This is a genomic window from Chryseobacterium sp. MYb7, assembly GCF_002979455.1.
In the GTDB taxonomy this organism is placed as follows: Bacteria; Bacteroidota; Bacteroidia; order Flavobacteriales; family Weeksellaceae; genus Chryseobacterium.
This window is the reverse complement of sequence record NZ_PCOU01000002.1, coordinates 298,220-322,755: the sequence shown is the minus strand read 5'-3', so window position 1 is coordinate 322,755 and position 24,536 is coordinate 298,220. Positions and strand designations below refer to the sequence as shown.

At 36.9% G+C, this 24,536-nt stretch carries 29 protein-coding genes; 9 read left to right on the top strand and 20 right to left on the bottom strand.

The window, feature by feature from the left end; translation table 11 throughout:
- Positions 1-146: 146 nt before the first annotated feature.
- The 14 genes from CQ046_RS03455 to tpx form a co-directional block, all read right to left on the bottom strand.
- Positions 147-923, bottom strand: coding sequence for an alpha/beta fold hydrolase (locus CQ046_RS03455; RefSeq protein ID WP_105700922.1), 777 nt, complete (start codon positions 921-923; stop codon positions 147-149).
- Between the two features lie 2 nt (positions 924-925).
- A complete protein-coding gene (locus CQ046_RS03450; RefSeq protein WP_228406870.1) occupies positions 926-1,426 on the bottom strand; it encodes a DinB family protein in 501 nt (166 codons plus the stop codon).
- A 215-nt stretch (positions 1,427-1,641) separates the two neighbouring features.
- Positions 1,642-2,103, bottom strand: a complete 462-nt coding sequence (locus tag CQ046_RS03445; protein WP_105700920.1) for a hypothetical protein — start codon at positions 2,101-2,103, stop codon at positions 1,642-1,644.
- Between the two features lie 25 nt (positions 2,104-2,128).
- Entirely contained in the window at positions 2,129-2,536 is a 408-nt protein-coding gene (locus CQ046_RS03440; protein ID WP_105700919.1) for a VOC family protein, read from the bottom strand.
- A 77-nt stretch (positions 2,537-2,613) separates the two neighbouring features.
- On the bottom strand, positions 2,614-3,204 hold the full coding sequence (locus CQ046_RS03435) for a Crp/Fnr family transcriptional regulator (protein WP_105700918.1): 591 nt from the start codon (positions 3,202-3,204) through the stop codon (positions 2,614-2,616).
- A 251-nt stretch (positions 3,205-3,455) separates the two neighbouring features.
- Positions 3,456-4,667, bottom strand: coding sequence for a DUF763 domain-containing protein (locus CQ046_RS03425; RefSeq protein ID WP_105700916.1), 1,212 nt, complete (start codon positions 4,665-4,667; stop codon positions 3,456-3,458).
- 82 nt (positions 4,668-4,749) lie between these two features.
- Entirely contained in the window at positions 4,750-5,880 is a 1,131-nt protein-coding gene (locus CQ046_RS03420; RefSeq protein WP_105700915.1) for an FAD-dependent oxidoreductase, read from the bottom strand.
- A gap of 48 nt (positions 5,881-5,928) precedes the next feature.
- Positions 5,929-6,762: a helix-turn-helix domain-containing protein gene (locus CQ046_RS03415; protein WP_105700914.1), complete on the bottom strand. Its 834-nt coding sequence runs from the start codon at positions 6,760-6,762 to the stop codon at positions 5,929-5,931.
- Between the two features lie 7 nt (positions 6,763-6,769).
- The gene (locus CQ046_RS03410; protein ID WP_105700913.1) at positions 6,770-7,174 is read right to left on the bottom strand and encodes a glyoxalase superfamily protein; all 405 of its coding nucleotides are present in this window, start codon (positions 7,172-7,174) and stop codon (positions 6,770-6,772) included.
- A gap of 11 nt (positions 7,175-7,185) precedes the next feature.
- A complete protein-coding gene (locus tag CQ046_RS03405; protein ID WP_105700912.1) occupies positions 7,186-7,533 on the bottom strand; it encodes a VOC family protein in 348 nt (115 codons plus the stop codon).
- An 85-nt stretch (positions 7,534-7,618) separates the two neighbouring features.
- Positions 7,619-8,113 (bottom strand): alpha/beta hydrolase, encoded by a 495-nt coding sequence (locus tag CQ046_RS03400; RefSeq protein WP_262498043.1) that lies wholly within the window; start codon positions 8,111-8,113, stop codon positions 7,619-7,621.
- A gap of 68 nt (positions 8,114-8,181) precedes the next feature.
- Positions 8,182-8,307, bottom strand: coding sequence for a hypothetical protein (locus CQ046_RS23960; RefSeq protein ID WP_262498042.1), 126 nt, complete (start codon positions 8,305-8,307; stop codon positions 8,182-8,184).
- 70 nt (positions 8,308-8,377) lie between these two features.
- Positions 8,378-8,953, bottom strand: coding sequence for a Crp/Fnr family transcriptional regulator (locus CQ046_RS03395; RefSeq protein WP_105700911.1), 576 nt, complete (start codon positions 8,951-8,953; stop codon positions 8,378-8,380).
- Positions 8,954-9,034: 81 nt separating this feature from the next.
- On the bottom strand, positions 9,035-9,535 hold the full coding sequence (tpx, locus tag CQ046_RS03390; RefSeq protein ID WP_105700910.1) for a thiol peroxidase: 501 nt from the start codon (positions 9,533-9,535) through the stop codon (positions 9,035-9,037).
- Positions 9,536-9,893: 358 nt separating this feature from the next.
- Here tpx and CQ046_RS03385 point away from each other — a divergent pair, with 358 nt between their 5' ends.
- Positions 9,894-12,113, top strand: a complete 2,220-nt coding sequence (locus CQ046_RS03385; protein ID WP_105700909.1) for an NADP-dependent isocitrate dehydrogenase — start codon at positions 9,894-9,896, stop codon at positions 12,111-12,113.
- A 232-nt stretch (positions 12,114-12,345) separates the two neighbouring features.
- Here the strand turns inward: CQ046_RS03385 and CQ046_RS03380 are convergent, their stop codons facing one another.
- A complete protein-coding gene (locus tag CQ046_RS03380; protein WP_105700908.1) occupies positions 12,346-12,681 on the bottom strand; it encodes a winged helix-turn-helix transcriptional regulator in 336 nt (111 codons plus the stop codon).
- A gap of 101 nt (positions 12,682-12,782) precedes the next feature.
- Between CQ046_RS03380 and CQ046_RS03375 the strand changes: the two genes are divergently transcribed.
- From CQ046_RS03375 to CQ046_RS03345, 7 genes are all read left to right on the top strand, one after another.
- Positions 12,783-13,529, top strand: coding sequence for an SDR family oxidoreductase (locus CQ046_RS03375; protein ID WP_165790455.1), 747 nt, complete (start codon positions 12,783-12,785; stop codon positions 13,527-13,529).
- 167 nt (positions 13,530-13,696) lie between these two features.
- On the top strand, positions 13,697-14,680 hold the full coding sequence (locus CQ046_RS03370; protein ID WP_105700906.1) for a heme-binding domain-containing protein: 984 nt from the start codon (positions 13,697-13,699) through the stop codon (positions 14,678-14,680).
- Positions 14,677-15,120, top strand: a complete 444-nt coding sequence (locus CQ046_RS03365; protein ID WP_105700905.1) for a hypothetical protein — start codon at positions 14,677-14,679, stop codon at positions 15,118-15,120. The genes CQ046_RS03370 and CQ046_RS03365 overlap by 4 nt, the downstream gene beginning before the upstream one ends.
- Positions 15,121-15,200: 80 nt before the next feature.
- The gene (locus CQ046_RS03360) at positions 15,201-16,214 is read left to right on the top strand and encodes a sensor histidine kinase (protein WP_105700904.1); all 1,014 of its coding nucleotides are present in this window, start codon (positions 15,201-15,203) and stop codon (positions 16,212-16,214) included.
- On the top strand, positions 16,195-16,953 hold the full coding sequence (locus CQ046_RS03355; protein WP_105700903.1) for a LytR/AlgR family response regulator transcription factor: 759 nt from the start codon (positions 16,195-16,197) through the stop codon (positions 16,951-16,953). Before CQ046_RS03360 ends, CQ046_RS03355 begins: the two co-directional genes overlap by 20 nt.
- A gap of 337 nt (positions 16,954-17,290) precedes the next feature.
- Positions 17,291-18,067, top strand: coding sequence for a DUF1223 domain-containing protein (locus tag CQ046_RS03350; protein ID WP_105700902.1), 777 nt, complete (start codon positions 17,291-17,293; stop codon positions 18,065-18,067).
- A gap of 37 nt (positions 18,068-18,104) precedes the next feature.
- Positions 18,105-18,497: a DoxX family protein gene (locus tag CQ046_RS03345; protein ID WP_105700901.1), complete on the top strand. Its 393-nt coding sequence runs from the start codon at positions 18,105-18,107 to the stop codon at positions 18,495-18,497.
- 331 nt (positions 18,498-18,828) lie between these two features.
- Here CQ046_RS03345 and CQ046_RS03340 read toward each other — a convergent pair whose 3' ends face one another.
- The 4 genes from CQ046_RS03340 to CQ046_RS03325 form a co-directional block, all read right to left on the bottom strand.
- Positions 18,829-19,821 (bottom strand): MBL fold metallo-hydrolase, encoded by a 993-nt coding sequence (locus CQ046_RS03340; RefSeq protein WP_105700900.1) that lies wholly within the window; start codon positions 19,819-19,821, stop codon positions 18,829-18,831.
- Between the two features lie 82 nt (positions 19,822-19,903).
- The gene (locus tag CQ046_RS03335) at positions 19,904-20,905 is read right to left on the bottom strand and encodes an aldo/keto reductase (RefSeq protein ID WP_105700899.1); all 1,002 of its coding nucleotides are present in this window, start codon (positions 20,903-20,905) and stop codon (positions 19,904-19,906) included.
- Between the two features lie 86 nt (positions 20,906-20,991).
- On the bottom strand, positions 20,992-21,897 hold the full coding sequence (locus CQ046_RS03330; protein WP_105700898.1) for a helix-turn-helix domain-containing protein: 906 nt from the start codon (positions 21,895-21,897) through the stop codon (positions 20,992-20,994).
- 108 nt (positions 21,898-22,005) lie between these two features.
- Positions 22,006-22,464, bottom strand: coding sequence for a hypothetical protein (locus CQ046_RS03325; protein WP_105700934.1), 459 nt, complete (start codon positions 22,462-22,464; stop codon positions 22,006-22,008).
- Positions 22,465-23,020: 556 nt separating this feature from the next.
- Between CQ046_RS03325 and CQ046_RS03320 the strand changes: the two genes are divergently transcribed.
- On the top strand, positions 23,021-23,308 hold the full coding sequence (locus CQ046_RS03320; RefSeq protein ID WP_034697278.1) for a GNAT family N-acetyltransferase: 288 nt from the start codon (positions 23,021-23,023) through the stop codon (positions 23,306-23,308).
- Here the strand turns inward: CQ046_RS03320 and CQ046_RS03315 are convergent, their stop codons facing one another.
- Complete coding sequence (locus tag CQ046_RS03315; protein ID WP_105700897.1) at positions 23,309-24,406, bottom strand: MBL fold metallo-hydrolase; 1,098 nt, start codon at positions 24,404-24,406, stop codon at positions 23,309-23,311.
- Positions 24,407-24,536: the final 130 nt, after the last annotated feature.

The following is a 24,536-nucleotide window of genomic DNA, read 5'->3' as shown; positions in this document are numbered from 1 at the left end:
CTGGATCGGATTCAATTATTTAGCTTTTATTGTTATTGCTTGTAAAAAATTCATAAAAAGAAAGTCAAGATGAGTTCTATTATTATAAGATATAGTTTCTACTGTTGATCCATTAAGGATTAATTAATTTACTATGAATAAAATACTTAATGGTTTAAAAATTTTTCTACTTCTCTTACGGTAAAGTCTATTAAGTTTGTATCGATACTTCCGTCAAAATCAGGCATCATATAAGTACCATGAGTAGCGGGAAGTAGCATTAATCGTGAATCTTTTACCAGTCGCCACATTGCTGCAGTATGCTCCGGTTTCATCACATCCTGATCTCCGGAGATGAATAATGTGGGAGATTTAATGGAAGCCAATACCTCATCATCCCAATCTTCAAACGTCTGCATCCTTGTGCAGTCTTTCTCAAAGAGATTTTCCAGTTTTGAAAAATCCGGGTTAAGATTTAAAAAATTGATTTTGAAAGGCTCTGGCATTGAATCAAAGGTTGCTTCCTGCATTCCTTCGAAAAAGCCCTCTATCATTCCATTTTTTTTATAGAATGCTGATGCAACGACTAATTTTTCAACAATTTTAGGGTGGCGGTGACCAATCTGCATTACGGTACTTCCTCCGTTGCTGAATCCCCAGAACGAAGCTTTTTCAATGTTAAGCTCTGCGAGAAGTCCTGCTACATCGTCTGCATCCTGTTCAAATGTTTCCGGGATATCGCGGTGCTCACTGCGTCCATGATTTTGGAGGTCAACTCCTATAAGCTGGAATTTACCCTCCAGCCTTGTAATGACCTCTTTAAAATCGTATAGAATCGAAGAACCTCCGCCATGAATCAAAACCAAAGGTTTACCTAATCCATAAATCTCGTAATACAATTGGATTCCATTGACTTTTTTATAGCCTGTTTCTGTTGGATTCATTGTTAGTACTTAAGGTTTTCGTCCACATCATATTTCATTCCCGGATAGTCCAGAATTCTACGCATTAAACCTATTTGACCACATAAATAGTCTTCACGGCCGATACACATTCCTACAAAATTGAGTTTTGTTTCTTTGATGAAAGGGATGTTCATTCCTATTTCAAATATTTCATCCAGCTCTTCATCAGTTACTTCATAAAGTTTTTCATATACTTTAGCAGAAATTGCATGAAAGTTTTCTTTCAACTCGGCTAAAGTTGGGTATTTAAAGCTTTCATCCAGCGCTTTTCCCTGGAAAAATAAATCGCTGTAAGGATCTTCTTCCCGAAGTCCAAGTACCCAGCCTAAGCCATATCGCATGTTGACAAAGTTTCCGGCCATCCATACGATATGATTGGTTTTATTTTCAATTCTTTTCAAAGCATCTTCTTCCGAAATACCATCCAATACATTCATAAAACTTTGAGAATGCATTCTGTAAGCCGGAATAACGAGTTCCATTTTTTTTGATTTTGGTGTGTCCATTTTAGTTTTAATTGAGATTAGAAGTTAGAAATTAAAGGTTAGAGTATTGGAGAAACGCTAAGGCGCTAAGGATTTTACAAACTATGCGTTTTTAAGGCGCGGGGATTTTATCTTCGATAAAATTATACTCTTCCAAAAATAGTTTGGAAAACTTTAATTGTTCATTTGTCATTCCGGGTAAAGCGAGGAATCTATTTTATAGCTCCCGGTTTTCCTAAAATTCTTCGGAGATAGCCCAACTGTCCGCTATGGTAAATTTCATGAAGACTTAGTGTTGATATATCTTTAACCATTTCTGGTTTGAAATTTTCAAGCGTATTGAGTTTTGCTTCCAGTCTGTCCTGAGATTGTTTCAGATAGGATTTTAAATCTTCAAAGTTGACCAGCTCATCCTTCCTGTCCAAAGGAATTTCCCCTCTGTTGTAGCAAGAAAATTTTTCGCTGTCCCAAACAGATTCTTCTCCTAAAATATTCAATAAGGGATTTCTGATGTAGATTAAATGTCCAAGAATCCAGTTCATACAATTGGCTTCACCATTGGGAAAAATCATAGATTCTTCATGGGTAATGCCTTCAATATTCGAAGTAGCCACATAATAGGTTCCGGCTACCTGATTTTTTATGATTTCTATATCGTTTGATTGTGTTTCCATGTGAAATGTGTTGATGTAATAATCTTTATTCCGTCGGCATTTGAGACATATCGGCAAAAGTGATATTCCAGCCATGTCCGTCCAGATCCCAAAACGAATTTTGATACATCCATCCGTAATCTTCAGGCTCTTCATGCTGCCACGCTCCATTTTCTACAGCAGTGTTTACTACATTATCCACTTCTTCACGACTATTCATTCCTACTGCAACAATTACCTGACTGGTATTTTCTTTGGCCACAGGTTTACTGGTAAAGGTCATAAAATAATCTTCCTGCAGAAACATGACATAGCTTGTATCATTCAAAGCAACACAGGCTGCTTTATCATCTGAGAATTGCTCATTAATGGAAAAACCTACCTTCGTCCAGAAGTCTTTTGTTTTCTGTACATCTTTTACCGGAAGGTTCACATAAATTTGATTGATTTTCATTTTTTGTAATTTTAGTGTTAATTTCTTATCCAAAATTACCAAGGTGTAATGAAAATCATCTTGTCATAGGGCAAGATTTAATTTTTCTTAGGATGGGAAACAATTTCCTTACGAATACGGCTCAAAGAAGTGTCTGTAACTCCCAGATAGGAAGCAATCTGTTTCAGTGGAGCAAATTGTATGACTTTAGATTTCTGTTCCAGCAGATTGAGATATCTTTTGGTTGCCGAAAGGGTGAACATTTCTACAGATCTTTGTTTGTAGGCAAAAAGCTCCTGAGACATCCATGATCTGCCCCATTCTCTGAGGTTCGGGATTTTATGGAACAGTTCCTGGAATGTATCATAATCCAGTCTCCAGCATTCACAATCTGTAATACAAACAATATTTTCCTGAGAAGGAACCCTCTGAAACATCGATAAAACCTCAATAATCACTTCATTTTCCGTGAAAAAATGAGTCGTTACTTCATTTCCGTTGAAATCATTAACATAGGAACGTGCTAATCCGCTTTCGAGAATATAATATTCATTGGCAGTTTTTCCTTCTTCAAGAATAAAATCACCTTTCTGGAAGGATCTTTTTTCGTGAGCCTGGAATATTTCAGCAAGCTCTTCAGGGAAAAAAAAGGGAAAATCATAACATATTTCAAGGGCTTTGTTCGTCATTTGGTCAATTTTTTAAGTTTTTAAAAATAAAATTTTTAATTGAATTAAATGCAAAAAACATTAAACAAAGAATGTAAAATCTTTATAAAAAGCCATGTATTACACTACAATAAATACTATTTTAAAACTAATCATATTAAACAGCCATTTAAACCACCCCGTCAAAAATTCTTTGAATTTCCGCCACCCCTCCAGAGGATGGGAATGGTAAAACATCTACTTGATGACAGTAGAACTGTCCGGTTTTTGTTTTAAAATAAAGAAAGCTGTATTGCTTTTGGAGGATTGGGTTTCTGAGCATCCCCAAATACGGTTTTTCCGCCAAACCGCCAGGAATTCTGTCTTTCTTCTTCAATCACCTGCTGAATATCAAAATCCGGGGTAAAATCTTTTTCTGCTTCGGTAACGATCTCATGAAGCTTGTTTAGAGAGTTTAACTTATCAGAATTTCCCAGTTTGGACTTTTCAATTCCTTTTTTGAGAATGCTGATACTTTCGTCATACGTATTAATCGGGACAGGGAAAGGGTGTCCGTCTTTACCTCCATGAGCAAAGGAAAACCTTGCAGGATCTGCAAATCTTGACGGTGCCCCGTGAATCACTTCACTTACCAAAGCCAATGACTGCATGGTTCTTGGTCCTACCCCTTCCAGCATCAGTAAATCTTCAAAATTCTGAGGCTGCTGTTCTCTGGTAACATACAGAAGTGCTCCAAGCCGTTTCAGATCTACATCAGAAGCCTGAACATCATGATGAGCGGGAAGAATCAGCCTGGCAAAATCCTTCATCACTTCTGCCGAATCGGTATGGGAAATATCCAAAATTCCTTTTCTGTTTTCAGAAGCTTCTGTATCAGTAAGGTTAAGAATTCTTCCTCTGGAAATTCCATTGATTCCTGTGTGAGGTTTTTCTACAAAAGAGGTGATGTTTTCGGAATGCCAGTGGTAACGTCTTGCCGTGCCGTCAGATTCATGCATTCCCTGCTGGATAACACTCCAGTTTCCGTTGTCTGAAAGGATGAAATTGTGCAAATACAACTGATAGCCATCCTGAATGGCAGTATTATCTACTTTTGCAGAAAGCTTGCTGGCTCTTACCAGATCGGTTCCATTCAGTCCGGTTTTATCTGCAATTCTGATTAACTCTGATGGAGTTTCCCTGGAAAATTTTCCTTTTCCACCACAAATATATAGCCCGAGAGATTGGGAATTGGGATTAATAGAACGTTTTAAAGCTCCCATAACGGAAGTGGTAATTCCTGAAGAATGCCAGTCCATTCCCATCACCGCTCCAAAGCTTTGAAACCAGAACGGATCTGCCAAACGACGCAATACCTCATCTTTACCATAATCCATCAGAATGACTTCAATAATGGATAGTCCCAGAACAGACATACGTTCATACAGCCATGGCGGTACTTTGCCATAGTGAAGGGGTAAATCTGCAGTTCCTGAACGTTTCATTCTATTATTAAAATGTAAAGGTAAGTTTTATTCATCTTACTATTTAATGATTCGGATCATTAATTCTGTCATTGAATCTCTACTATTGAATAAAACTTGTAAAAGAGAAGTTGGCATCTCTCATTTCCAGTTCATTTTCACTAGATTCAAGCTGTGCTTCTTTCGCATACATAAACATTTCTTTTTCGTAAGCTTCAATAGCTTCGGATAGGGTTGCGTATTTTCCTTTTGTGAGATTTTCTGATAAAATCAAAGCATCCAGCAATCCGGTATTCACTCCCTGTCCTGCAAAAGGGGGCATGAGATGTGCAGCATCACCAATCAATGTTACGGATAAAGGACGGTTATTTTTCCAGAGCTTATCTAATGGAATTTTTCTTGTTGGCAGCCCTACAAAAAAGGAAGTTGATTGGAATAACTGCTGATAAAGCCCACTCCATGAAGAGAATCTTTCGGAAAGAAACTGACGAACCTGTTCTGTATTTTGAAAATCTAATGTACAGCCATCTTTCCATTCTTCAGGTTTTTTGAATATAACTCCATACGTCAAAGCTCCATTATTATATGGATTGGCGACCAATAAATTACCTTCAAAAGCTGTCATTGGTCTTTTCCCATCACACCAATTGAAAAATTCGGGACAGGCTTTTTCAGGCTGTGAAACATCTCCCTGAATAATAAAAGTTCCGGTTTCTTCCACTTCGGCTTCCGTGACGTATTTTCTTACTTTGGACATTCCACCATTAGCACCGATAACAAGATCAGCTGTCACATCAGGTTTATCTTTAAAATGAAGAATCCATTTGCCGTTATTTTCTTCCATTCCTGTAAAATTCATATCCCAGATTACAGTATCATCTGCCAGACTGCCAAGCAGCATTTCTCTCAAATGATTTCTGTTGATTTCAGGATTGTCGTATTGGTTTTCGGGTGTGATTTCTTTTGTAAACAGAATATTGCCCTGTTCATCAGCAATTTTGATGCCCATAGGTAAGGCCATAGCGTAATATTGATCAAGCAACCCGGCTTTCTCCATAGCTTTCTGTCCTGATTCTTTATGAAGATCCAATGTACCACCCCAGACTCTGGTTTGTGCATTAAGATCTCTTTCATAAACATTCACTTCAACACCTTTCTGCTGTAATAGAACGGCCATTGTTAAACCAACGGGGCCAGCGCCAATGATGGCGACTTTTTTATGATTCAGTACCATAGTTTTTAATGTATTTATTATGGTACAAAATTCAGGATTGCAATGGTATTATGCTTGTACAAATGCGACAAAATCGTTGCTTAAGGTCTGTTTCCTTTTTTTGGCTTCCCGTGCAAAAACGGCAGGCGTTGTACCGCTGTACCGTTTAAATTCTCTGCTTAAATGAGATTGATCTGTATATCCAAATTCCTGTGCTATTTCTGCAATAGAAGCTTCAGGAGTATTCCACAGACGGTTTCTTATCTGCTCAAAACGCATAATTCCGGAGACGTCTTTTACGGTGTGACCGGAAGACTGCTTAAATTTTCTTTCCAACGTCCGGATAGTTGTATAGGCAGAATCAGCCACTTGTTTGACAGGAATAGTTCCTTTATTTTTTCTCATAGCAGCTCCGGCTTTGGAAATAAGGCTGTCTGCTGTGACATTGTCATGTAATTTCAGAAAATAGTGTTCTACCTTAGAGATCACCTCCTCTATTTTTCCTTGGGTAATCAAATCATTCAATGTCGTTTGAAGCTCTGCCAGAGGATGTTCGAATGTATGAACTCCATTTTCTGTTTTTTCTGACGAAAGTCCCAGTAAATCAAAAACAGCCCATGGGAAACATCTGATTCCTATAATTTCCAGTTGATTTTGAGCATGAAAGAGAGCAGGCTGATTGAGCAGTCCCATGATAAACGGAGAAGGTAAAGCCTGTAAAATCCCCTGATGAGAAATACTGCATCCGCTTCCAAAATGAAAGATGATTTCTGCATAACCATCAGGAAGCACTGTAAATTCAGATATTTCTTCTCCATAATCCCTTCTGTTGTACCAAAAACATTTGATGGTATCTTTTAGTTCTTCCGGGACTTCAAATTCCTTATGTATATTGGAAAACATAACTTTATCAATCGTGAGAATACAGTTTCAGGTCTTTATGTTTGGATTCGTCATATTCTTCTTCAAAAGTAATTTTATTTCCAAAAGGATCAATCACAGTAAAAGACACGGCTCCATAAAACGTTTTTTCAAGCCCGGGACGGTTGTATTTATATTTTTTGTCGATGAGTTCTTTGTGATATTCAGGAATGCCTTCTCCCCAGATAGAAACTCTTGTTCCAGGTGTTCCGTCTCCGTGGTGTTCACTTAAATGGAAAATGATATTTTCTTTTTTTACTTCCATATAAACGGGAGTATTTTCATCAAAATAATGTTCCCACACGATCTCAAATCCCAACCAATCTACATAAAATTCTTTTGTTTTCTGATAATCGAAGATTCTTAATACGGGAATAATTCTATCTGCTTTCATTGTGTTTGTATTTATTGGTGAGACAGTATATTGATCAGTTTCTGAAATGGATCTTTAACGAAAAACCTGCGGACTCCCCAGTCTTCATTGGTTAGATCATAGGTGATTTCAAAACCTGCATTTTTCATTTTGTGATAGACTTCGTCTACATTATCCACTTCAATGGAAAGATCAGGAACTTCGGTATCATTTCCTCCCTGTTCGGCAAAGCTGATCTGAATTTTAGCTTCTTCATCATTACCCAGTGTTTTGATCCAGCCATGATCCATCAAAACATTCAGCTCCAGAATATCCTGATAAAACTGATTGGCTCTGGAAAGATCATCGGTTTTAATATTGGCTACGATTCTTTTTACCATGCTGTACTATTTTTTCATTAAAAAAGCCTTGTGAAATTACATAAAATTTCACAAGGCTTAATAAATTATTGTCCTGTATCTGATATTAAACGGAAGCCGCTGCTTCTAAAATCAGCTGCGTAACTTCTTCCGGATGCGATGCCAATGAAGCGTGTCCTGCATCTAAAGAGATTATTTTCTTTGGTTCAAGACGTTCTGCCATTTCTTTTTCTGTTTCTGCAGGGATCATGCGGTCCTGCAATGAGATCTGATACCAACTTGGGCGAGTTTTCCAGGCAGGTTCTCCTGCTACATCTCCGAAACACTGTCCGTGAATAGGTTTTTGTGATAAGGACATTACCAGTGCTTTTTTATCATCCAAATCCTGGCAGAAAGCAGATTTGAATTCATCGTATTTAATCCATAAAAAACCTTTGTTATCAGGATAAATACTTGCTCCACCCGGTGATTCTCTTCTTCCTAACAAAGATCCCAGACTGTCTCCTGCATCAGGTGCAAAAGCCGCAATATAAACCAGTCCTACCACTTTGTCATGATGACCCGCTCCTGAAATAACGGCACCGCCATAAGAATGCCCCACTAAAAGTACTTTCCCATCCTGAGCATCAATAAGATCTTTTGTCTTATTAATATCATCCTGTAAAGATGTTAATGGGTTCTGAAACTTCTTACTTTATATCCTGCTTTTGTCAATGAAGGAATAACGTATTGCCAGTGTGATCCGTCTCCCCATGCTCCGTGTACCAAAATAATGGTTAAATCTTTTTGTTCCATAATGATGATTGTGTTAAAATTTGATGATGATAAAGCTACGGTTTAAAACCTCAGTGGACGTTAACTTAAGTTAATTAACAATCCTACTTCTTATCCGGCTGAGTGACTGTTCTGTTACACCGAGGTAACTGGCGATATGTTTCTGGGCTATTTTCTGAAAGAGTGCAGGTTGTTTTTGGACAAGATTAAGGTATCTGTTTTCAGGGGAAAAGCACAGCAGGTCATCAATCCGTTTTTTGGCATCCAGATAAATTTTTTCACTCATCACTCTCCCGAATTGCTGCCAATAGGCTTCTTTTTTATATAAATTTTGAAGATGATCTTTACTCAACAGTAGAATTTCACACTCTTCCAGTGCCTGGATGTTCATATTGGATACGGTATCACAAAGAATACTTTCGTAATCGGTGAAGAATTCATTTTCAAAATAGAATCCGAAATTGATCTCTCGTCCCTGATCATTGATATAGAAAGACCGGATGGTTCCTTTTTTAATAAATCCCAGATATTTGCATTTTTCTCCCTGTTTGAGAAAAAAATCAGATTTTAAGAGTTTTGTATCATGAAGCAATGCATAGAATTCCTCAAAATGTTCTGAGTCTACCTGAAAAAGTTCTCCATATTTCTTATAATTATTTGACGTCATTTGGTGTGATTTGATTGGATTTTATTTTCAAAAAAAGCCTTGTAAAATGATTCACAAGGCTTCTTTACAAAAATTATTTTATTATTTTAATGCAGCAAGAGCAGCATCGTAATTAGGCTCATCAGCAATTTCTGAAACCTGCTCTGTATATACTACTTTATTGTTTTCGTCTGTAACGATCACAGCACGGCTCAGCAGTCCTTTTAAAGGTGAATCTGTGATAGTCACTTCATAATCATCTCCAAAGCTGCTTCTGAAATCTGAAAGTGTTTCTACATTATTTAAACCTTCAGCTGCACAGAATCTTCCTAAAGCGAATGGAAGGTCTTTAGATACGTTGATCACCACTGTATTTTCAAGTTTTGAAGCCTCTTCATTGAATTTTCTGGAAGAAGCAGCACAAGTAGGAGTATCAATACTTGGGAAAATATTGAACACTTTTTTCTTTCCTGCAAAAGTTTCAAGCGTTTTTACTGCTAATCCTGAGTCTACCAGTGCAAAGTCTTTCACAGATGTTCCTACAGATGGCAATGTTCCTATTGTGTGTACTTCGTTTCCTTTTAAAGTGATTGTCGTTGACATAATATTTATTTTTTTAGTTTTCCAAATTTAATCAAAAAAGAAAATTTTCACAGTCTTATTATGGTTAAATTAATCTTAAAGTGAAAATAAAAGTCTTTCGTCTGATACTCAGTTTTTCAAACAAAAATTTTTCTAGACTAATTCTCTGAAAAAACGAATATCTCCATGAAGAAAAGCTCAATCTATGAAAATTATAAAATTGTTTTCCAATAAATGCAAACAGAACCGGAGCATAAATTATACAGGTATACCATTAAAGATTCAAAAGCCTCTGTTTTTTTTGGAAATATCTTCAATAAAACAATGATATTTACTAAATTTGTGGGACTTAAAATTTCAAATAAAAAATAACAGTATAATGTCAGAAAAATCAAAAATCTATTACACACTTACTGATGAAGCTCCAATGCTGGCTACTCACTCGTTTTTACCCATTGTAAAAGCTTTCACAAAATCAGCAGATATCGAAATCGCAGTTCCGGATATTTCTTTGGCAGGAAGAATTCTAGCAAACTTTCCTGAGTTTTTAAAAGACGACCAGAAAATTGGTGATGCTTTGGCTGAATTAGGAGAATTGGCTACACAACCTGACGCTAATATCATTAAGTTACCTAACATTTCTGCTTCTGTACCTCAATTGGACGCAGCGATCGCTGAGCTACAAGGTAAAGGTTTCGCAGTTCCAAACTATCCTGCAGAGCCTAAGAATGACGAAGAAAAGGCAATCAAAGCTAAATATGCGAAAGTATTAGGAAGTGCTGTAAATCCTGTATTAAGAGAAGGAAACTCTGACAGACGTGCTCCAAAAGCTGTTAAAAACTATGCAAAAGCAAACCCTCACAGAATGGGTGACTGGGCATCTGACAGCAAAACTGACGTAGCTCACATGAACAATGGTGATTTCTACGGTACAGAAAATTCTACAACATTAGAAAACGCTACAAAATACAAGATTGTATTCAAAGGAAACGACGGTTCTGAATCTGTATTAAAAGACTTCGCAGGTCTTCAGGCTGGTGAAGTTATTGATTCTTCTGTAATGAACTTAAATGCATTAAAAGCATTCGTTCAGGAAGCTATCGAGGAAGCTAAGAAGAGAAACGTACTTCTTTCTGCTCACCTTAAAGCGACAATGATGAAAATCTCTGACCCAATCATTTTCGGGGCTATCGTTGAGACTTTCTTCAAAGAAGTATTTACAAAATATGCTGAGACTTTCAAGTCTTTAGACATCAATCCAAATAATGGTCTTGCTGATCTTTTTGATAAAATCAAAGGAAATGCTCAGGAAGCTGACATCAAAGCTGATATTGAAGCTGCTTTGGCAAACGGACCTAGAGTGGCAATGGTAAATTCTGACAAAGGAATTACTAACTTCCACGTACCTTCTGACATCATCGTTGACGCATCTATGGCTGCTCTTGTAAGAGGCGGAGGTAAAATGTGGAACAAAGACGGAAACGAAGAAGATACAGTTTGTATCATTCCGGACCGTTCTTACGCAGGTTTCTATCAGTCTGTAATTGACGATATGAAAGCGCACGGAAAATTAGACCCTACTACAATGGGATCTGTTCCAAACGTAGGTTTAATGGCTCAGAAAGCTGAAGAATATGGTTCTCACGATAAAACTTTCCAATTAGCTGCTGACGGAACTGTAGAGGTTCAGGACGAGGCTGGAAACGTTCTTCTTTCTCAGAAAGTAGAAAAAGATGATATCTTCAGAATGTGCCAGACTAAAGATGCTCCTATCCAGGACTGGGTAAAATTAGCAGTAAACAGATCAAGATTATCTGATACTCCTGCTATCTTCTGGTTAGACAAAGGAAGAGCTCACGACAGTGAAATCATCAAAAAGGTAGAAAAATATCTTGCTGATCACGATACAACAGGTCTTGACATCAGAATCCTTGATGTAAAAGATGCTATGACTGAAACTCTGAAAAGAGCTAGAGAAGGTAAAGACACCATTTCTGTTTCAGGAAACGTATTGAGAGATTATTTAACAGACCTTTTCCCAATCCTTGAGCTTGGTACTTCTGCAAAAATGCTTTCTATTGTTCCATTAATGAACGGTGGTGGTTTATTTGAAACAGGTGCCGGAGGTTCTGCTCCAAAACATGTTGAGCAGTTCTTAGAAGAAGGATATTTAAGATGGGATTCTTTAGGTGAGTTCTTAGCACTTCAGGCGTCTTTAGAGCACTTGGCACAAACTCAGGGGAATACAAAATCTCAGGTTTTAGCTGATGCACTGGATGAAGCAAATGCTAAATTCTTAGCGACAGACAAATCTCCTGCAAGAAAAGTAGGTCAGATTGACAACAGAGGTTCTCATTTCTATTTAGCAATGTACTGGGCTGAAGCGCTAGCTAACCAGACTGCTGATGCTGAATTGGCGGCTAAGTTTGCTCCTATTGCTCAGGCAATGCAAGAAAACGAAGAGGTAATCAATGCAGAATTAATTGGTGCTCAGGGTAAACCTCAAAACATTGAAGGGTATTACAAAACTGACACATACAAAACGTATGCAGCAATGAGACCTAGCACAGTTTTAAATGAAATCATTGACGGAATTTAATCGTTCCTTTTGATATAAATGAAAGCTCCTTTTTTAAGGGGCTTTTTTTGTGGAACCACCCCGTCAAAAGTATACTGGTAAAACCACCCTGTCAAAAATTCTTTGAATTTTTGACACCCCTCCAAGGGAGGGGAATATTGAGCACATATTTACTACTCAAGGTCAGCGCATCCCTAATCCCTAATCCCTAATCCCTAATCCCTAATCCCTGCAACCTAACATCTGCCGCCTCTCACCTATCCTCCACAATCACTCTTCTATGCTCTCTTCCCCAGTTGATCATTTCCTGAATGATATTTCCAAAGGTTCGGCAGTATTCTGTGGGTTCATATTCTATTAAAACAGGAGTTTCCGGGTAAACGGTGCGTTTTACCAATTTATTCAGTTCCATATCTTTCAGTTCTTTTGAAAGCATTCTGGTGGTAATTCCGGGGATACTTCGTTCAATTTCCCTGAAACGTCTGTTTCCGTTACAAAGTGAGTTGATAACAGGAATCCGCCATTTCCCACCAATGAAATAAAGGGTATCCTGCAGGGCTCTAAGTTCTTCTGTCTGATCTCTTTCCATAGTTGCAAAGTTAAGTGATATCATGAATTATACTGGTATACTCTGTGATACTGGTTACAAAAGTATACCGTTTTGAAATAACTTTGTCAAAAAATTTTACAATGAAAAGATTAACCCATAAACTGGCTATCGTAACAGGAGGAAACAGCGGAATCGGATTCGCTGCAGCCAAAGAACTTATTTCAGAAGGAGCAACGGTCATTATCACCGGAAGACGAAAAGAAGCTGTAGAAAAAGCGGCTCAGGAACTTGGAGCTATTCCTTTTATTGCAGATCAGGCTAATCTTGATGATATTGATCGGCTGAAGAAAGAAGTAGAGAAGCAGTTCGGCAAAGTAGATATTCTGTTCGTCAATGCCGGTATTACAGGAACTCTGACACCTATTGAAAATATGGATGTAGAAAATTTTGATCAGGTGATGAACATTAATTTCAGGGGAGCTTATTTTACGTTAAGCAAATTCATTCCTTTATTGAATGACGGAGCTTCTGTTATCTTTTTATCTTCCATTGTCGCTTCTACCTATAAACCCAACAGTTCGGCTTATCAGGCAAGCAAAGCGGCGTTGAACTCCATTGCAAAAACGGCAGCGGCAGAATTAGCACCAAGGAAAATCAGAGTGAATATGATAAGCCCGGGTCCTATAAAAACAGAAATTATGAACAAAGCCGGACTGGATGAAGAAACTTTGAAAAATATTAAAAATCATCTCATAGATCAAATTCCATTAAAGAAAATGGGAACGGCTGAGGAAGTAGTAAAGCTGGTTACTTATTTATCAGACAATGAAGCTTCCGGCTATGTCACCGGAACCGAAATTGTGATAGACGGCGGCATAACATTATAAGAAATCAATTCCAACAAGTCCTGGTAGCGCAACTATCGGGATTTTTCTTGTGCATTTTCGGGGTTAAAAATTCCGTATTCACCTTTTGATTTGTCCAACTCGGCCTGTTTTCCGTTTCACAGCATGCACTATCGACCTACTTTTGAATCAGAAAAAACAATACTCATATGGACACCACAAAGAAAAGAAGGAATCCCATTGCCATCATATTTCTGGTTATAATAGGAATTTTCGGAGCGCTGCAGTTATTCAGCAGACCTTTGGAAGGAAAAGCGGTTACAGGAAAAATTGAAGCACCAAAGGAAGTGATCAGTATTCTTGAAAACTCATGTTTTAACTGTCATTCAAACCAGCAAAATTTAAGTTGGTATGATCAGATTGCTCCAGTTTCCTGGGCTGTGAATAAAGATATTAAAAGAGCCAGAGAAGTTTTGAATTTTTCAGAATGGGAAAAGTTATCTCCGGCTGAACATCAGGGGAAAATGTACGCTATTCTGAACATGATGCAAAGCGGAAAAATGCCTCTTCATGAATATACGCTTCTGCACCCTTCTGCTAAAATTACAGAGAAAGATATTGAAACAATTAAAAAATATACACTTTCATTATCCTCAGTAAGCCCATCAACTCAAAAAAAGTTGGAAACACCTCAAACCTTATCCGTTGTATCAACTCCGGCATCAGCAAAACTTCCGGTTTCTCCCAATGGAGTTCAATATACTCCTGATTTTAAAAACTGGAAAGTCATCAGTATGAGTACGCTGTTTGATAATTCCATCCGTGTGATCTATGGAAATGATATTGCTGTAAAAGCTGTGGAAACGGAAAACTTTTACCCTTGGCCGGACGGAAGCATTGTGGTTAAGTCTGTATGGAAACAGCAGGCATTACCTGATGGAGAAATCAGACCCGGACAATTTGTGAATGCACAGTTTATGGTAAAAGATTCCAAGCAATATACAGATACTGAAGGCTGGGGATTTGCTAAGTTTTCAGGAGGCGAACTTCATCCTACGGGAAAAACGGCATCTTTTGCCAAAGAATCATGCATTGCCTGTCACAGACAGTTAGCTGAAAAAACAGGTTATCTGTTTGATGTTCCGATGAAAGTAAATACCCAAAGATTAATTCAAAACTTACAGAAAAAATGAAAAATACCATCCTGATTTTACTGGTAAGCTTTGTTTCCCTTACCGCCTGCAGTAAAGAAAATAATGATAAAGAAAGTGAACTTGTGAGAGCTGTTTTTGATCCGGGGAATCTTACATTTATATCCAATTCTTTAAATCCCAAGAAGAAAACCATGTCAGCTTTATACGGAAATGAAAAAGCATTAGAATCTTTATCCAAAGAAAGTAAGACACCAAATGCTGGTGCTGTGATGAAACTGGTTACCTGGCGCTATCATGATAATCCTCAATACATTGGCGGAACCATTACCGGAGAATTAGTCAGTATTGAAACTGTTCAGGCTGATCATCTTGGAAAGGTTTCCTATGATATAAAAAATAGCCTGGTGCAAAACAGTCCTCCCGATAAAGAAGAAAGGGTATACTATTTTATGAGTTACCGCCCTGTAAGCAGGCCTTAATAAAAAACTCCCGCTTCACTATTTATCATAATATTTTCAATAAAAAATATTAATTTAACCTTTTCAAATCAGCAGATTTCATGCAACAGCAAAAAATAAAAATCTCACAAGCTATTATCTGGATAAGCTCTGTTTTCCTCGGCGTTTTATCTTCTGTACCTCAGCTTGCTTCCCATCAATTCGACTGGAAAGAAGCCTTGGTAAACTCGGGGATTACGGCAGCATTTTCGGTTATTATGTGGTACATTAATATTTATATGCTGAACCGCACAAAAAAACGAAGACAGCATATCTCCTATTCAAGATTGATGGTGGTACTCGCTTTTGGAATGGTAATTATGTTTGGGCTGGCATGGATTCAGCAGTTGATCCTTTCTCAGATTAATTTCGGGCCGGTGATGCTGATGATTGAAGTAAGGGGAATTCTAATCAATCTGGTGTGCTATATGTTTCTGAATCTGCTTCAGCATAATTATACAGGACAACAGGTTCAGCTTGAACTGGAAAAGGTAAAAAGTGATAACCTTGGAGCTCAATACGAATTGCTAAAGCAGCAGATCAATCCACATTTTCTTTTCAACAGCCTGAATACTTTAAAAATGATGGCAGAAACGCGTGATGAAGAAACAGTAGATTTTGTTGTAAAACTTTCTGATTTTTACAGATTTACCCTCGAAAGCAGAAAATTAGATCTGATCAGTGTTCAGGAAGAGATGGAAATAGTAGATGCTTATCTTTTTCTTCAAAAAGCCCGTTTTGGTGACGGCATTATATTTACCAATCAGCTTGAAAAGGAAATCGGCTCTACGCTTATTCCTCCTTTTACGCTTCAGCTTTTAGTGGAAAATTGCATCAAGCACAATATCGTTTCGCAAAGCAAACCTTTATATATTAAAATTTATACAGCAGACGATCATATTGTGATTGAAAATCCTATCCAGCGAAAGGTAACCCCTGAAGATTCTTTAGGGGTTGGACTGGACAATATTAAAATGCGTTATAAACATTTGCTTGAAAAGGATATTATTATTAATTCAGACGAAAAAACATTTCAGATAAAACTACCATTAATCCATGAATATCATCATTATTGAAGACGAATTCAGGGCTGCAAAATCCCTTCAGAATTTAATCTCAGATTTAAAACCGGACTCCAAGATACTGGGTGTTTACGATAGTATTGAAACAAGTATTGAAGGCTTACAGGAGATCAAACCTGATCTTATTTTTATGGATATCCATCTTTCAGACGGACTTTCCTTTGAAATTTTCAAATCAGTGGAGATCACCTGTCCTGTGGTTTTCTGTACTGCATTTGATCAGTATATGCTGGATGCTTTTAAGAGTAAAGGCGTTGATTATGTTTTAAAACCATTTTCAAAAGAAGATATTGCTGAAGCTTTGCGAAAGGTTGATGAACTGAAAAAATTCTTTCAGAAGAATGATCTGCCAGATTTGGAATCCATTATCCAAAAAATGAATCAGCCTGCAGGTAAAAGCAATTTTTTAGTTTTTAAAAATCAAAAATATACCACGATTCCTACAGAAGATATTGCCTATTTTTATATCCACAATGAGATTACCCATCTCGTTACCTTTGGCAAAGAACAGTTTCCTCTTACCCAACCTTTGGGACAAGTGGCAGAACAGGTTTCGGACAAACAGTTCTTCAGAGTCAACCGTCAATATCTTGTTAATTTTAAAGCGATTAAGGAGATGGAACATTATTTCCAGCGTAAAATACTGGTGAAACTCACTATTGAAACTCCTGAAAAACTGTTGATTAACAAAGAAAAGACGCATAGTTTCTTTACCTGGCTGGAGAATAGGTAAAGAAGGTGGGAAGATGGAGGTTAGATACTGGAAGAACTTTGCAGCCAATTCGATTGATCAATGTCTTTTTAAATACATTATAATCCTGATTGATATGATCAGGGTTTTCTTTTGCTTTTAATTTTTTAAGCTTTATTGCTCATATTTTCACAATCAAAAAGTATAAACATCAATTCCTTTTTGCTCACCAGAAACCTCCAGCCTCTAGCTTCCATCTTCAAACCTTAAAACTTTTCCGCCAGCAATTTCCGGGTTCACCTTGTAATTTGTCCGGTTGAGCCTTTTTTACATTTTTTTGCCTTGGCAGAGTATCTACTTTTGAATCAAATTAAAAGACATGATACTAAAAAACTTAATCACAGTAAGCGCTTTTACCGCGTTATTATTTGCTACTTCAGCATTTATTTATCAAAATAAAGATCAAAAGACCACGCAACATTCAACTGATGAAAATAATGGTTTCGCAGTGTTGGAGCTTTTCACTTCAGAAGGCTGCTCCAGCTGTCCTCCGGCGGATGAGCTGATGGGAAGAATTGAAAAGGAATATAAAGACCAGCCTGTTTATCTTCTCTCCTATCACGTGGATTACTGGAATCGTCTTGGGTGGAAAGACAGGTTCAGTACTGCAGAAAATTCACAGCGACAACAACAGTACAGCCGTATATTGAATTCACAGGTTTATACTCCACAGCTGGTCGTGAATGGAAAAACGGAATTTGTAGGTTCTGATGAAAACTCAATTAAAAATGCCATTCGGGAGGCTTTGCTTATAGATAAAAAAACAAATATAGAGCTATCGGCAACCATTTCTCAGAAGGATATTAATATATCGTATAAAACATCTTCCGCTGATCCTAAGAATATGCTTCTCATCAATCTGGTTGAAAAGCATTCTTCTACCCAGGTGGGAAAAGGTGAAAATGAAGGGCGCCATCTACATCACTGGCAGATTGTTCATCAGCAAAACTCAATTTCATTGAATAAGCAACAGGAAGGAAAGACGACATTCAAACTTCCGGAAGGCTTTTCACCGGAGAACTGGGAAGTTATAGCGTTTATTCAGAATGTAAAAACCGGGTGGATATCGGGATCAGCTAAGACAGCTTTTAAATAAAATTATAACTATTCAATCAATATTAAAAATTACGACAATGAAAACAAAAACAACAAAAATCATCTATTGGGCAGGAGCCATTTTTATGTCATTATGGTTTGGAGCGAGTGGTTTCTTTGAACTGACAAAAAAACCTGTTGTATGGGACATTACCCAACAACTTGGCTATCCTCCGCATTTCATTTATATATTGGGTGTTTTTAAAATTTCAGGAGTTCTGGTTCTTCTGCTTCCCAATAGGTTATTGAGACTGAAAGAATGGGTATTTGCAGGAATGTTTTTTGATATTCTTTTTGCCTTCTTCTCAAAAATTGCGGTACTTGGCTTTTCGGCTACAACAGACGCTATAATTGCTTTTTCTGTTCTTACGGTGACGTATCTGATGTTCAGAAAGCTTTATTCTCCTGAAATGGTATTTGGAGAGGCTTAATGTTCATACAACTCTTATTTTTTCTTATGTTTGAAACAGATCCTCCTGTCGCCCGGGAGGATCGGTTGTTTTATAAGTTTGGGCTAAAGCCCTATGAATGAGCCTTATTTATGAAAGCGGACTAAAGTCCGCTTCTATTGATTGTGTTATGCGTGTGGTAATTATTTCGTTTAATTAACCACCCCGTCAAAAATTCAAAGAATTTTTGCCACCCCTCCAAGGGAGGGGAATATGGAGCGCATATTTACTCATCAAGGTCAGCACAATCCTAATCCCTAATCCCTAATCCCTAATCCCTAATTCCTAATCCCTAATTCCTGCAACCTACTACCTAATTCATAAAGCTTTCCGGGAACCATTCAAACGCTCCGGCTTTTGTTTTGGTAAAACCAAGACCCGGCCACGGTAAATGATAGGCAAATGCTCTGATTTTTGAATCTGCTAATTGTTTCAGAAGTTCTTTTCTTGAAGCTGTTGCAATATCCAGATCAGTATCACCAAAATAACCCCACTCAGGATGTGGAAAAAGAATGACATCAGAATGAATCAAATCTGCAATATAGATCAGCTTTTCATTTCCTGAAGAAATGGTTGTCACCGTTAAACCAGGTGTATGGCCGGGAGCCAACTGGAAACTAAAATAATCATACAGCGGATTATTAAGGTCATAAAACTTCAGTTTAGGCTGAATAGTTTTCAGAATATTCTGAACTGCGGGGATAATCTGATTAAGAAAATCAGGCTGTGTCTTCAAAGTACTGTTACTGAAATCTTTGATGGTGGCCTTCATCCAGAAATCATGTTCTATCTTAGAGATAAAAATATCTGCATTGGGGAAAATAAGTTGATTCTGTTTATCTACAACTCCTCCGATGTGATCCGGATGGGCGTGAGAAATGAAAACGTCTGTAATATCTTTGGCAGAAAATCCTGCTTTCTGAAGACTTTTTAATAAAAATCCGGTTCTTTGATCGGCAAAAATACCCATTCCGGTATCGAATAAGATGAGTTTATTCTTTGTTTTAATCAATAGAATATTCATAGCCATGTCAATATAATGGTCTGGTCTGAAATTATTTTTAAGGATTGCTTTCAGCTCTGAAACGGTGCCTCTGGGAGCAAATGAGTTCAGATTTTCTTCATGAATATATCCGTCTGTCAGTACAAAAAGTTCCAGTTCTCCCAATTTTAATTTTTTGAAACCGGAAAGATCTTCTCCTGTTTTTTCAGGAAATTTGGGAACTCCTGCCAATACACCAGAGAAAGGAATCATGCTTAATGTTCCTGCCAATAATCCATTTTTTAATAATTCTCTTCTGTTCATAGCTTAGCTCTTTTTATTTTAAATATAAAAACAAAAAACTGAGCTCCCATAATCAGGAACTCAGTTTTTATATGAATAGTCTTTAGTTGTTGACCAGTTTCATTGATCCTTCTGTGTATCTTTCCCCTACATTAGGGTATTTTTTCAGAATGGCATCAATGGTATCCAGATCGGATTGGGAAAGTTCAATATTGACGGCTGCAATATTTTCTTCCAGATATTTGATTCGTTTGGTACCAGGAATCGGGATGATATCATCTCCCTGGTTCAGCACCCATGCTAATGCCAGCTGTGTTCCTTTTACTCCTTTGGAAGCAGCCAGTTCATTGATTTCGTTAGCCAGTTTGGTGTTATTTTCAAGGTACTCCTGTTGATAACGCGGCAATGATTTTCTGAAATCATCATCACCCAGATTCTGCACATCGTAAATATTGGTGAAAAGCCCTCTTGCTAATGGTGAGTAAGGGACTAAAGAAATTCCCAGTTCTCTGATGGTTGGCAAAATCTCTTTTTCAACATCTTTCGTAAGGATAGAATATTCTGACTGTAACGCTGTTATAGGATGAATTTTGTTGGCTTTTCTGATAGACTCCGCTGAAGCTTCAGACAATCCGATATATTTCACTTTTCCGGCTTTCACAAGCTCTGCCATAGCTCCTACTGTTTCTTCTACAGGCACATTCGGATCTACTCTGTGTGCATAGTATAAGTCAATAGTATCTATTTTTAATCTTTGAAGGCTTAAATCTACTGCTTTTCTGATCCATTCCGGAGAACCGTCAAAATAAGTTCCGGGAGCTCCGCTGTGGCTTGCTTTACCGTCTTTAAACCTGAATCCGAATTTGGTAGCAATAAAAATCTTATCTCTGTTTGGTACTAAAACTTTTGAGATCAGTTTTTCATTCTCTCCGTTGGCATACATATCTGCCGTGTCCCAAAAGTTAACGCCTAAATCTAATGCTCGGTGCAGCGTATTAATACTTTCCTGCTCATCTGTAGGACCATAAGCAAAGCTCATTCCCATACATCCTAAACCTATTGCTGATAACTGTTCTTCTGTGTTTCCTAATTTTTTAAATTTCATGATAGGTATGATTTAATTTTATATGACAAAATTAGAACATCCGGACACCAGCCACTATATAGAATTCAAACTAAGAATTATAAAAATCAAACAATATCCATTCTTAGGGCATTAGGAGTAATTCCGGTTTGTTTTTTAAAATAATTGGTAAAATAAGCAGGTTCTTCAAAGCCTAATCCATAGGCGATTTCAGCCACATTCCAATCTGTATGTTTCAGTAAGGCATTGGCTTCCTGAATAATTCTTCCCGTGATCTGCTGACTGGTTGTTTTCCCTGTAATCTCTTTTACGGAACGGTTTAAAGAATTCACATGAATGGAAAGACTTTGAGCATAGTCATTGGGAGTTTTTAATTTCAAAAATGCTTCAGGGCTATCAATAGGAAACTGTCTTTCCAGCAGTTCCATAAATAAGGAAGCAACTCTTTGTGAGGCATTCTGATAAGGCTCAAAACTTTCTGCCGGCTGCATTCTCATTGTTTCATGAATCATCAGTTGGAGGTAAGCTCTCAGCATATCATATTTGTGAATATATTCCGACTGAATTTCCGTCATCATTTTGGTATAAATCTCAGAAAGTATATTCTGCTGTTCTTCATCTACAAAGAAAACCGGCGTTCCACCGATTTTGAACAACGGAGAATCCTGAAGGTTTCCCATACGGCTTCCATTATGCAGAAACTGATCTGTAAACAGGCAGAACCAGCCTTTCTGGTCTTCATCATCAGCTTCCCAGGAATAAGGAATAATGGGATTGGAAAACAATAATGCGGGACGATCTACCTTGATCCATTTATCTGCATAATGAAGCTTTCCTTTTCCTATGATCAATGAAATCTTATAATAATCTCTCCTGCTGTAAGGTGTGAGCGGAGAACAGTATTCCCGTGAAAATACATTGAAATGCCCCATTTTATTCACACCAATACATTGTGATGCTAGATTGGGAGCATTTCTTTCATAAAAACCCTGAAGTGATTCGTGTGATTCCATAGATCAAAGTTATAAAATTCAAACAAATTAAATAATGATCATTACTAAAAAAATAAAATGGCTGACAAAAATGTCAGCCATTTAAAAAGTGATATAATTGATAATGGGCTAATCCCAATCGTCATCATGACCATGACCACGATGTTTATTCTGCTTTTTATAATATTTCTCCTGGTTTTTATAGTATTTTTCCTGTTGTTTACGATATTTTTTATAATCGTTCTTATTCCTTCCATAAACGATTACTGGATTTTGTCCTCTGTAATATTTCTTTTTAAAGATAATATACTTCTCTCTCCCCATGATCCTTTCCAACTCAGAATAACGGTCGCCTCTCCATCTTCCCGGATCCACCACATATACTCTGTTCCAGGTATCATAATCATGATATCTATCGTTTAAAACATAAATCTGGTTGGCCTGCGTTGTAGACAACAACAGATCAGCAACTACTCTTTGCCAGTTAACATCCGAAATACTCCTTCTATAATCATTATAATAATCTGACTGGGCATAGGTTAGGCTAAATGTCCCGATCAAAAACGCTGTTAATAATAACTTTTTCATTTCATTCCTCTTTAAATTAAACATCCAGAAATAGTCAATTAAAGTGCCAATTATTAATTACAAAAGCCAATATTTGTTAACAAAAACCATAAATTATTAATTATGCTTGAAATATTTTCTTTGTTTTTATGAAATTATTGAATGTTGATAATTTTAAAATAGAATCAAAAATTGATTATTTTTATTAGGAAATGAAAATAAAAGAAATTAATAATCAGCAGATTGAATGTTTAAATCTGGAGGTTTAAAGTTTATATTTTTAAGTTTTGGCTAAAGTCGATGGACTTATACTTTATTTGTTAGATGGTTTAAAGCCCACCCCTGTTGAATCTTATCATCAACACCATTCATCATTCACCATTCATCATTCACCATTCATCATTCATCATTCATCATTCATCATTTATATTTTATCTTTTCCCCATTTATGTTATAAAATTCGTTAAGATTCTCCAAAACTATTATTTCATATGATTTAATTTTGTAATTTTAATGAAGAGAATGTTTTTCAGGAAATTTTCTCCAATTATTTTAATCAACCAAATCTTACATTATCATGGAAAATATAAAGTTTCAGGTATCTCAATATCAAGATGAATTGCAGCTGCTTATAGATGGAAAAAAGGCAGGTTATATGTCCATAGAGGTTGACGGAAGACTGCTAATTGTATATTACACGAAACTTGATGAGGAGCGTGAGGGAAAAGGCTATGCTAAACTATTACTGGATGAGCTTGTGCGTTATGCAGAGGAAAAAGATTTGCTTGTAGATCCGGAATGTGATTTTGTGAGACAGCAGTTTGAAAATCACCCCGCAAGATATAAAGAAATCTGGCATGCCTGATCAGCTTTCCCACCAGGCTGTAAATTGCTGTTCTGACTGATTCATATCTACGATCTCGCCGATCATCGGAGTGAGAATGTTCAGTTTTTTTTCTTTTCCAAGAGCTGTTATCTTTTGTAAAGGTTCATTCCATGGATGAAGTGCTAAGGCAAATTTCGCAGCATGTACCGGTAATATACGCTCTGCTTTAAGATCAATAGCTGCCTGAATAACATCTTCAGGCAATGTATGAATGTATCTCCAAGCTTCTCCATATTGCCCATTCTCAAGAACAACATAATCGAAAGGACCATATTGCTCACCGATTGTTTTAAAATGAGAATCATAGCCACTGTCTCCTCCTAAGAAAATCTTCTTTGTAGGGGTTATCAGAACGTAGGAGCTCCAAAGCGTATCATTCTGCCTGATTCTCCTGCCGGAAAAGTGTCTGGCAGGGGTAAAAATAATTTTTATATCATTTTTCAGATTAATTTTAGCTTCCCATTCTTCTTCAATAAGTTTGTTTTCAGGATATCCCCATCTTTCCAGATGTGCCCCAACTCCTAAAGGTATAATAGCCATTCCTGTTCTGTTTTTTATAGATTGTACAGTTGGGTAATCCAGATGGTCAAAATGATCATGGGTTATAACCAGATAATCAATATTGGGAATATCTTCAGGCTTAAAAATATCTGAACCTTTAAATGCTTTATTAAAGTATTTAAAAGGTGAACCATATTTACTCAACACAGGATCAATCAGGAAAGAAACACCGTCTGTCTGCAGATAATAAGATGAGTGCCCCAACCAGATAAATACGTCCTGATTTTTATCTATATTTTTTAAATCGGTATGAATGGAAGGTATTTCTTTTAAAGGCTTCAAAAGCGGATCTTTCTTACCCAAAAAGAAATCATAGGTTACTTTCGACATTTTATAGCCTTCCGTAATAGAAGGTGTATGGCTAATATTCTGAAACTGTTTTTTCTTATAAAGCTTTGATTGTTTGATACGTTTCAACCTCTTTCCTTTTGAAATAGCACCGAACGCTTTCATATTCATCACTATAAAAAAAGTAACCGTCAAAACAACTACACTCGTAATAATCCAATAAATCATCTGCAAAAAATAATTATCAAAGGTATTGACTTTTGTATTGAAATTGAAAAATATTCCATTCTATCGCATTTTTTAACTAAATTTATCATGTATTTTTAAAAATTTATTATTCATTTAAGTCAAGATTAAT

Excerpts from the sequence above, each read along its gene's own strand:
- CQ046_RS03455 (WP_105700922.1), bottom strand. The coding sequence starts at position 923 with ATGAATCCAACAGAAACAGGCTATAAAAAAGTCAATGGAATCCAATTG.
- CQ046_RS03450 (WP_228406870.1), bottom strand. The coding sequence starts at position 1,426 with ATGGAACTCGTTATTCCGGCTTACAGAATGCATTCTCAAAGTTTTATG.
- CQ046_RS03445 (WP_105700920.1), bottom strand. The coding sequence starts at position 2,103 with ATGGAAACACAATCAAACGATATAGAAATCATAAAAAATCAGGTAGCC.
- CQ046_RS03440 (WP_105700919.1), bottom strand. The coding sequence starts at position 2,536 with ATGAAAATCAATCAAATTTATGTGAACCTTCCGGTAAAAGATGTACAG.
- CQ046_RS03435 (WP_105700918.1), bottom strand. The coding sequence starts at position 3,204 with ATGACGAACAAAGCCCTTGAAATATGTTATGATTTTCCCTTTTTTTTC.
- CQ046_RS03425 (WP_105700916.1), bottom strand. The coding sequence starts at position 4,667 with ATGAAACGTTCAGGAACTGCAGATTTACCCCTTCACTATGGCAAAGTA.
- CQ046_RS03420 (WP_105700915.1), bottom strand. The coding sequence starts at position 5,880 with ATGGTACTGAATCATAAAAAAGTCGCCATCATTGGCGCTGGCCCCGTT.
- CQ046_RS03415 (WP_105700914.1), bottom strand. The coding sequence starts at position 6,762 with ATGTTTTCCAATATACATAAGGAATTTGAAGTCCCGGAAGAACTAAAA.
- CQ046_RS03410 (WP_105700913.1), bottom strand. The coding sequence starts at position 7,174 with ATGAAAGCAGATAGAATTATTCCCGTATTAAGAATCTTCGATTATCAG.
- CQ046_RS03405 (WP_105700912.1), bottom strand. The coding sequence starts at position 7,533 with ATGGTAAAAAGAATCGTAGCCAATATTAAAACCGATGATCTTTCCAGA.
- CQ046_RS23960 (WP_262498042.1), bottom strand. The coding sequence starts at position 8,307 with ATGGAACAAAAAGATTTAACCATTATTTTGGTACACGGAGCATGGGGA.
- CQ046_RS03395 (WP_105700911.1), bottom strand. The coding sequence starts at position 8,953 with ATGACGTCAAATAATTATAAGAAATATGGAGAACTTTTTCAGGTAGAC.
- tpx (WP_105700910.1), bottom strand. The coding sequence starts at position 9,535 with ATGTCAACGACAATCACTTTAAAAGGAAACGAAGTACACACAATAGGA.
- CQ046_RS03385 (WP_105700909.1), top strand. The coding sequence starts at position 9,894 with ATGTCAGAAAAATCAAAAATCTATTACACACTTACTGATGAAGCTCCA.
- CQ046_RS03380 (WP_105700908.1), bottom strand. The coding sequence starts at position 12,681 with ATGGAAAGAGATCAGACAGAAGAACTTAGAGCCCTGCAGGATACCCTT.
- CQ046_RS03375 (WP_165790455.1), top strand. The coding sequence starts at position 12,783 with ATGAAAAGATTAACCCATAAACTGGCTATCGTAACAGGAGGAAACAGC.
- CQ046_RS03370 (WP_105700906.1), top strand. The coding sequence starts at position 13,697 with ATGGACACCACAAAGAAAAGAAGGAATCCCATTGCCATCATATTTCTG.
- CQ046_RS03365 (WP_105700905.1), top strand. The coding sequence starts at position 14,677 with ATGAAAAATACCATCCTGATTTTACTGGTAAGCTTTGTTTCCCTTACC.
- CQ046_RS03360 (WP_105700904.1), top strand. The coding sequence starts at position 15,201 with ATGCAACAGCAAAAAATAAAAATCTCACAAGCTATTATCTGGATAAGC.
- CQ046_RS03355 (WP_105700903.1), top strand. The coding sequence starts at position 16,195 with ATGAATATCATCATTATTGAAGACGAATTCAGGGCTGCAAAATCCCTT.
- CQ046_RS03350 (WP_105700902.1), top strand. The coding sequence starts at position 17,291 with ATGATACTAAAAAACTTAATCACAGTAAGCGCTTTTACCGCGTTATTA.
- CQ046_RS03345 (WP_105700901.1), top strand. The coding sequence starts at position 18,105 with ATGAAAACAAAAACAACAAAAATCATCTATTGGGCAGGAGCCATTTTT.
- CQ046_RS03340 (WP_105700900.1), bottom strand. The coding sequence starts at position 19,821 with ATGAACAGAAGAGAATTATTAAAAAATGGATTATTGGCAGGAACATTA.
- CQ046_RS03335 (WP_105700899.1), bottom strand. The coding sequence starts at position 20,905 with ATGAAATTTAAAAAATTAGGAAACACAGAAGAACAGTTATCAGCAATA.
- CQ046_RS03330 (WP_105700898.1), bottom strand. The coding sequence starts at position 21,897 with ATGGAATCACACGAATCACTTCAGGGTTTTTATGAAAGAAATGCTCCC.
- CQ046_RS03325 (WP_105700934.1), bottom strand. The coding sequence starts at position 22,464 with ATGAAAAAGTTATTATTAACAGCGTTTTTGATCGGGACATTTAGCCTA.
- CQ046_RS03320 (WP_034697278.1), top strand. The coding sequence starts at position 23,021 with ATGGAAAATATAAAGTTTCAGGTATCTCAATATCAAGATGAATTGCAG.
- CQ046_RS03315 (WP_105700897.1), bottom strand. The coding sequence starts at position 24,406 with ATGATTTATTGGATTATTACGAGTGTAGTTGTTTTGACGGTTACTTTT.